The following is a 7,962-nucleotide window of genomic DNA, read 5'->3' as shown; positions in this document are numbered from 1 at the left end:
GCGTGGGCATCGCCCCGCGAGTTTCGTTCCGCGTGGATGCGTAGGGCGATGCCCCATGGCACATACTTTAGTTAGGCCTGGAGGGCCGGCAGCTCCCTGCCGGGTGCGCGAGCACCCGGATGGCTGCCCCCACATCATTTCTGTGTCTCGGTTTCGCGGCTACGCCGCGAAACCGAGACACAGAAAATGGGAGATAAAACGCTGCCATCCGGGGATTTACATCCCCGGCAGAGGGCTGCCGTCCCTCCCGGGACTATTCACGATCGTTCTGATCGCGGAGCGATCAACGACTGTTTACATTTATCTGCGCGAGTTCCCTGGGGATGATTAACGACACTAATCCGGCAGCAATCAAATCGATGTCCACTCGGGGTCGTTCAACTTGGGCAGTTCAGATTGGGCAGTTCAAATTCTAAAGTTAGTGCCATTGGGCGATGCCCGCGCGGTTAAACAAGTTTGAAACTCTTCACGGCGTTGGGTGTTGTGCCCAACCCACACTGATATCGCTGCACAATTACCTGCCCGATCGCTGGAGTCGTTAGGTTACCGCTGCGATTGTATAGTAAATGACATAGCAATCACTTATCTCGCGAATCGGATCTAAGTATGACGTTCTGCGTCGGAATTAAAGTCAACGAAGGGATCGTGGCGCTCGCCGATACGCGGATCGTTCGTGGTAGCGAGCAGGTCAATAAACAAAAGCTCGCTGAGTTTCAACACGCCGGTCAGGGCTTATTCACGATGACCAGCGGGTTGCGGTCGGTGCGTGACAAGACGCTAACCTATGTCGATGAAACCCTGCGTAGTGAAGACGTCGCACGCGACCGCTTGTACCAGTTTGCAAATTTGTTTGGCGATCAATTGCGGCGAGTCAAAAACGAAGACGGGCCGTCGCTTGCCGCCACCAATCACTCGTTCAATTTGCATGCGATTATTGGGGGACGATTGGCGGCCGATCAGAGTCCGCAACTGTTCTATGTTTACCCCGAAGGCAATTGGGTGGAGGTTGCGTTCGATTCGCCGTACTTCATCATTGGACGTACTTACTATGGTAAGCCAATCCTTGACCGACTTCTGACCAGCGATACGCCATTATCATCGGCGGTCGCATTGGCTCTGTTGGCCTTTGATGCAACCAGCACCAGCGTGACGGACGTTGGCTATCCGATTGACGTGGCGGTGCTTGGCAATTCCGATGCTTCACCACGATTCCATCGTTACACCGAACCGGACTTGGCGGATACGATCGCATATTGGAATCGTTCTCTGGCGGAATCGCTTCAGTCGTTGCCCATGAACTGGGCGTCTCCCATCCTGTCCAACCACTCTTACAACGCCGCTTCCCCATGACTCAAATTCATATCGGCAGCACGCTTGTTTACGATGTTCGGCAACGGACGATCTTTCTGCTCAAAATCGCTGCCGGATCGACGCCACACCAACAAGTCAACGATGAAAGTTTGACTACGGACCCGATCGTCAATATCGAACCATGCCAAGTTGATTTGGAAGGCAACCGACTTCATCGCTTGGTGGTGGAACCTTGTCGGTTGAAAATCCAATATCAGGCGACCGCGAACTTAGCGCCCGATCTCGAACGGCCGCGAAACGTGGATGAGTCGCAAGCTGCGCAGATGCCGCCCGAAGTCCTGACCTACATGAACCCAAGTCGCTACTGCGAAAGCGATGTGCTGGCTCGTTTTGCGTACGAGGAATTTGGGCAACTGCCCTCTGGCTTTACGCGTGTTCAGACGATCTGCGATTGGGTGTACGAACATCTTGAGTACACGCCAGGCAGCACAACGGCGACGACCACGGCGGCGGATGTGTTGCTCCAGCGAACCGGTGTGTGCCGCGACTATGCTCATCTTGCGATCAGCCTGTGCCGCGGAATCGGCGTCCCATCTCGCTATGTCTCGGGTTACGCCGTCAATTTACAGCCGCCAGATTACCACGGATTCATGGAAGCGTTCTTGGACGGTCAATGGTATCTGTTCGACCCAACTCGGTTGGCGTCCACGCTCGGCTTGGTTCGTATCGGTGTGGGGCGAGATGCGGCCGATGTCGCTTTTTGCACGCTAACGGGAAGTGCGATGTTAGAAGAGAAATGTGTCTGGGCTAATTTGGGAGACGATCAAACGAACCTCGCGAACAATCCCGCAGTATCGACGGCGTAATTCCGAGTCGAGAGTCCTAGAAGGCGTAGCCGGTTTGTGCTGCATTAGCGCTGGCCGTTCTTGTCAACTTGTAGCAACCCTTGAAAGTAGAAAGTAGGCCGTAGCGAGCCTTAGCGAGTTACGGCAATTTGCGCAACGCCGTAACTCGCTATGGCTCGCTACGGCCTACATGCTGGCGATCAGGCAATTGTGCCGTTGCCACAATGCTTTATAGCGTTCCAGTTCGTGTTGACTGCCAAGTTGTTGCTTGCCCAATTTGCTGCGTTGAAATGATTTTCATCAGGCCAGCTAGGGGCCTGTGCGAAGATGTGCAGATCGCGACGCAAGTGGTTCCTGTTTGACCAGGCTGGGGTGCCGCCGACCAGCATGCCGGCGGTTCGTTGAACAATAGCGATCAGATCTTTGTTCGGCACGCCAAGTGCTCCAAGTTCTCCTTCTCCAAGCGTTCGCTGTTGGCTGAATACAAGAGCGTCCCGAACGCTGTATCGAAACACCAAAACAAACATCGAAACAAAGGAACGATTCAATGGTCACGCGAGAAGAATTGAAAGGTCACTGGAACGAAGTCACCGGCCGCTTGAAGGAGCACTGGGGGCAGTTGACTGATGACGACTTGCAGCAAGCAGAGGGGTCCGCCAATCAGTTGGTCGGAGTCGTCCAGCAGAAGACGGGCGCGACGCGACGTGAAGTCGAGCAATTCTTGACCAACGTTCTTGGCCCCGACAATCCATGGACCGCGCAAGTGGCGGAGGCGGCTCAACAGTATGCCGACGAAGCGAAGACTTATCTGCAACAGAATGCTCGCCGAGTGGCGAGACAGACAGGCGACTATTCATCCAAGGTCGCTGAAACGGTTCGCACCAAACCGAACGAGTCGCTCGCCATCGCATTCGGCATCGGCTTGGCTGCAGGCGCGTTGTTCTTCATCGGCCGTAAACGCTAGAGGCTGACTTTCAAGTTGATCTTTTTCCGCGATCCACGCACCCAATGCATCCCCGATGACAAACACGCTGGCAACACGAAAGCAATCCGAAGCGATCCGCGATCGCATGCGGCAGATCCGCAGCGACCTGCCGTATGACGTCGATGATGTACGACAGCAAGTGCGTCAACTGACCGATTGGCGATACCAATTTCGCAAGCGTCCTGCCACGATCATGACCGCAGCGGCCGTCGCTGGTTACTTGTTGGTTCCCCAAGCTCGAAAAGAACGCGAGATCATTGTTCGGACCAGCGGTGGTGAACGGGTGCAGCAGCCCAAGCCAGCAACGAAGGGCTTGATCGGCGGCTTGGTTGCAGCGGCCGCGACAATGTCGCTTAACATGGCGATGAAATCAGGAACATCAATGCTGACCCAACATCTATCGTCATCTCTTCTTAAACGAGCGAATCACGGAGGGGCGAGCGTCCAAGAACGATCTGGATACCCAGGCTCCGGATACGCCAACACCGGCAATACGATTAGCAACGAGGTGACGGCATGATCGCACCGATCGAATCACTCGGCACATCCAAAACCCTGACGCGGCGCGGGTCGCATCCGACGGACGCTGATCGAAATCGTCAGGAACAAATCTTGACGCAAACCGAATCAACGTCCGAGAACATCGTTTCGAGATCACTTGGAAAGTATCCCGCTGCTGCCATTGTTTCGTCCGTCGTCGTCGGTCTCACGATAGGCTGGCTCATCAAACGCAAATGGAACGGTTAACCCGATGATTGATCAAGATTTCACCAGCGGTTTCCGTCGTGTCATTCGGGACTGCATTGACCTGGCCGAACTTCAATTCCAGCTCTTCTCTATCGACTCGCAGGAAGCTCGACGGAAGGCGTCCACTGCCGCAGCACTCGCCGGGACCGCGGCAGCCCTTGGTGCGTCTGTGCTAACCGTTTTGCTGGTGGGGTTTGGTTTTTTACTCCACGAACAGGCCGAGCTACCGGTCGGTGTATCGCTGCTGATTGTTTGCGGCGTCTCGCTTTTCTTGATCGCCATTCTCGTATGGTCCGCCATCCGCCTGATCCGCACTGCCACCACTGCGATGGCCGAAACGAAGTCGGAACTGGCGGAAAATCTACGTTGGATCAAAGCGACCATCCTCACACCCGAAACGTCGGCCCGAAACCGTTTCCGTTCGGATTCATTCGCCGAACCGCCGCCAGCAAACGGCCAATTTTGCGATCGCTGAATCGGTCGATGTGAACCTTTGGCTAGTCGATCTTGTCGGTCAAAGGTAAAGTCATCCATCGGTGTGGTTGTGGTGATGTGACGAATGCTTCGGTAGCACCGCCGGTTTGCACGCATCGTCAATACTCATTCAAAAATCGAATCGGTGCAGGTTCGTCATGCAGCCGCTTGAAAACAAACGGACGAAGACTCAAACCGGCGTTGCCCGCGCGCGTTTGCTTTTCAAACGAGACTTGGCTTGGCTGCCTGGGTATCCGTTGGACGCGGCAAACGACGCAAGTGAAGCTGGAAATGCTTTCCGGTGGCAATCAAACCTAACCGCATCCGCCACCAATTCTTCGGCCAATTCTTCAGCGGTATCAATCGATGGTGAACAATTGCGGCGGGCCCAGATGACGATCAGCAAACTTCGTCATCGTTTCCCCCGTGCTTTGCCAAAGGTCGTCGATGACGTTGATGATTGGCTGTCGAGGACCGATTTCCTGCTGGGATTGTTGAAAGGTTGGGTCCATCACGGCGAAACGTTTTCGAGTGACGACGTGCTGCGAAGCGGAATCTTGCCGACGCGATGGACGGATGAACTGGTGCGAATCGGATCCTCATATCCGCGGCTTGACGGCCTACTTAATGCGGTCACATTCCTAACGCTCTCCGATCGGCAAAACTGCGCAATCGACGCATTGGAATGGATTGACAGGCATGCCACCGAGCTTGCGTTGCTCTGCGAAATCGATCCCGAACGTTCTTGTGAACTTCCCATTCGGATGCTGTCCGTTCGAGAAACGCTCTCGTCCGACTTGATGAAAGTGTTCACCCGCTGTTTTACTGATCCACTCGTCGCCGAATGCCGCTGGAAGCGATCCGATGCTCGATTGCGAGAACTGCGTGACGAAGTAATAAAAGCGACCAAACAGAACGAGTTCATTTTCCCTGAACCCAAACCAGACGAAACACTGGCCCAGTTGGTAATGAAAGCCTTCGATCAGGCTTGTTTGGCCCGACCAAAGCAACAACGTGACTGCTTTCGATTGCTGGAACACATTTTAACAGCGGAGTTGATCGAGGACATCGCTCAGGCGCAACGGCAGATCACCACCAGCGAAGAAGAAATGTGCAAACTCTTGCGACGCTTCACAGCTAGCCCAGATATGTTGCCACAAACAAAAGCAAACCAAAGGGAGTTGAGAAAGCAGGTTGCAGAGTCCACGAAGATCGCGGCGGTTCCGATCTCAACCGTTGCAGCGATGGGGACGTGCCTGGGCATGTTGAGCAAGTTCACTCCGCCGGAAACTCGCCTCTGGATTGACTTTCTTGCTGGATTTCCCCGCGAGCATGCTGGCTTGTCGGCGCGTCTGCTGGCCAAGTGGTGGAGCCTTTGGCAATACCGTTTCGATCACCAAAAAGACTTCATGCGAGTCATCAAAGTGCTTTCGGGTTTGATGCGGCGACGTGGAGTTGCCCCATCGATCCTGGCACACTGGTACCGCTATGTCGATGAAAAGAACGTCTACTGCGAATTGGTTGTGAACAGTCTGGATGAATTGTCTGGCAGCCGAGATCTCGAAAAACGCTTGGTGCGATTGCTGGAAAAAGTTGTCTACGACCTTCCGTTGAATCTCGGAAACGAACTTCTGTCTTCGATGATTTGTTTCGCAAAAACATCCGATGACGACCCTTTGTCCTGTTCGCTGATCGAGCATTTGGCGAAGAAGTCCGATAGGGAATACGACGAGACCGATCTTAGGCTGGCCTATCACTTCGGCGACTCGCTGGATTTGATCTCGGAGATATTGATCGCGTTGCAGAGCGATTATGAGCTGACGGAATTGGCCACACAACTGAAACCGCTCGCCGTGGATCGGGATTTGAAGTTGATTGTTGCCAAACGATTGGCGGGTAAGGACGTGCGTCTGCTTTCGCGAATTGCGGCGACGACCACCATCTTATGCGACATGCAACACCCGCTGCCAAAAAGAAACGCTTGCCGGCAGGTGACGAATTGGCGGGATCGATATCCAACGGAATTGAACGCGGCTCTCGATCGCTTGGGCCAAGTCACGCTGGACGCGTCAAAGATCGCCGAAAGCGTCTTGGGAAAGTGGTTTCCATCATCAGAAAAGTTGCAGCATCAAATCGACGCGTTGGAATCCAAGCTTGCTGCGGGTGTTCCCAATCCATCCGACAAAGCACGAATGCAAGGGCGTCTGGCGAATCTTCGAGCACGCCAAACGCAAGCACCGTCAGTATCGCCAGCACGCTGCAACAAGCTGGTCGAGAAATTGCAACAGCGAACCGACTTGGAGATTCTGCAGCAGTATGCAAAAGCGTCCCGCGCGCAGGCGGTAACAGCCATGCAACAGCGGTTCAATCTAAATTCGCTCGCAGAGGATTGGTTGCAACCACCTCTGGATCGTGTGGTTCGCGAGATCAATCGACTGAGCAGTCCGATGCAGGAACTCGGTGTTCGTCTTCTTTTTGAAACACTCGAACGAACCACTCGCAACTTTGACCTTGAACCCGGAAACGTCGCGTTTCGCAAGCGAATGGAAACGGCCGGCGTGCTGATGCAGCCGTGGCTGAGCGATCAGGTCAAGCAAACCGCAACCACCGCCGATGGTTCAGATTACGAATTAGCATTCACTCGCGATGTGATCGACTTTCTGTTGATGGGATTCCATTTTGACACGTGCTTGTCGCCTGATTCGTTTAACTTTTTCAGCACGGTTGCCAACGCAGTGGACTTGAACAAACGTGTCGTTTACGCAAAAACGCAAGCCGGCAAAGTCATCGGTCGCTGCCTGTTCGCACTCAACGATGCAGGCGAAATCCTGACCTACCATCGCTATTCGCACGATCCCAAAGACGGTTTCGCCGGTGCAGTAGATCAATTCGCCCAACAGCTTGCTTCGCAAATGCAAACTTCGATTGCGACGACTGGAAAAGTTTCAAAGCTCGTCGCGAAACAATGGTACGACGACGGTCCATGGCAAACCGAATCGAATTGGCTTGGTGACGACGGTTTGCTGGCGAAGCTGGTGAAAGAGTTTCCTTCAGAAGAGCTGTTGCCAGCTTTGCTTGATGCGAAGGGGCGAGACTTCTTGAAGCCTCGCGTGGCCGAACTAGCAATGGACGTCAGAGTTCGCAGACAACCGAAATTTCTGATCGCGTTGTTGGATGAACTTGAAGGCGAGATGAGTGTCCGGCAGAAGTTTACCGTTGCAGTAAACATTGATTGCGGGATCGCAAGTCACCGACTGCTTTCACAATTGCGATGGTCGGACATCGTTGGCTTAGTCAACCGGCATCAATGCAATGAATGTGACGTTTTCCACGGAATCGCAGAATACCAAAAAGTGTTTGCCGTCCTGACCGAATACCATCCGTCACTCGCTCTTCGAGCGATTCGTGCGTCGCGACCGTCGTCAATCAAAAACGACGCCAGTGATCCCAACCGCACTCGCCGCGACGCCCTGGCCAAGGTTCACCGAATGCTGGGGCGGGAACATTTGGCGAATAAGTTGACGAACTGTCCTGAAAACAAGTTCCGTGTTACGCGAAATCGCTCGTAGCTGGGCCCGCCAGGGTTCAGTCGGGTACAGC

At 54.0% G+C, this 7,962-nt stretch carries 8 protein-coding genes; 7 read left to right on the top strand and 1 reads right to left on the bottom strand.

From position 1 onward, the window contains the following. The first annotated feature begins 606 nt into the window (after positions 1-606). Entirely contained in the window at positions 607-1,350 is a 744-nt protein-coding gene (locus tag RC85_RS17150; protein WP_068265037.1) for an Ntn hydrolase family protein, read from the top strand. Continuing rightward, positions 1,347-2,177 (top strand): transglutaminase-like domain-containing protein, encoded by an 831-nt coding sequence (locus RC85_RS17145; protein ID WP_068265034.1) that lies wholly within the window; start codon positions 1,347-1,349, stop codon positions 2,175-2,177. Before RC85_RS17150 ends, RC85_RS17145 begins: the two co-directional genes overlap by 4 nt. A gap of 179 nt (positions 2,178-2,356) precedes the next feature. On the opposite strand, the gene RC85_RS17140 is transcribed toward RC85_RS17145, so the two are convergent. Beyond that, on the bottom strand, positions 2,357-2,704 hold the full coding sequence (locus RC85_RS17140; RefSeq protein ID WP_068265033.1) for a hypothetical protein: 348 nt from the start codon (positions 2,702-2,704) through the stop codon (positions 2,357-2,359). On the opposite strand from RC85_RS17140, the gene RC85_RS17135 reads away from it, so the two are divergent. From RC85_RS17135 to RC85_RS17115, 5 genes are all read left to right on the top strand, one after another. Further along, positions 2,704-3,120 carry a CsbD family protein gene (locus RC85_RS17135; protein WP_068265032.1) on the top strand — a complete coding sequence of 139 codons (417 nt, stop codon included), beginning with the start codon at positions 2,704-2,706 and terminating at the stop codon, positions 3,118-3,120. The two genes, RC85_RS17140 and RC85_RS17135, sit on opposite strands and share 1 nt — an antisense overlap. Positions 3,121-3,175: 55 nt before the next feature. Continuing rightward, positions 3,176-3,661 carry a hypothetical protein gene (locus RC85_RS17130; RefSeq protein ID WP_068265031.1) on the top strand — a complete coding sequence of 162 codons (486 nt, stop codon included), beginning with the start codon at positions 3,176-3,178 and terminating at the stop codon, positions 3,659-3,661. Further along, on the top strand, positions 3,658-3,888 hold the full coding sequence (locus RC85_RS17125) for a hypothetical protein (protein WP_068265030.1): 231 nt from the start codon (positions 3,658-3,660) through the stop codon (positions 3,886-3,888). Before RC85_RS17130 ends, RC85_RS17125 begins: the two co-directional genes overlap by 4 nt. Positions 3,889-3,892: 4 nt before the next feature. Next, entirely contained in the window at positions 3,893-4,363 is a 471-nt protein-coding gene (locus RC85_RS17120; protein WP_068265029.1) for a phage holin family protein, read from the top strand. 157 nt (positions 4,364-4,520) lie between these two features. Further along, positions 4,521-7,931 (top strand): hypothetical protein, encoded by a 3,411-nt coding sequence (locus RC85_RS17115; protein WP_068265028.1) that lies wholly within the window; start codon positions 4,521-4,523, stop codon positions 7,929-7,931. The last annotated feature ends 31 nt before the right edge of the window (positions 7,932-7,962 follow it).

Source organism: Rubripirellula obstinata (assembly GCF_001642955.1).
In the GTDB taxonomy this organism is placed as follows: domain Bacteria; phylum Planctomycetota; class Planctomycetia; order Pirellulales; family Pirellulaceae; genus Rubripirellula; species Rubripirellula obstinata.
The sequence above is the reverse complement of the archived record's forward strand: the minus strand, read 5'-3'. Positions and strand labels throughout refer to the sequence as shown.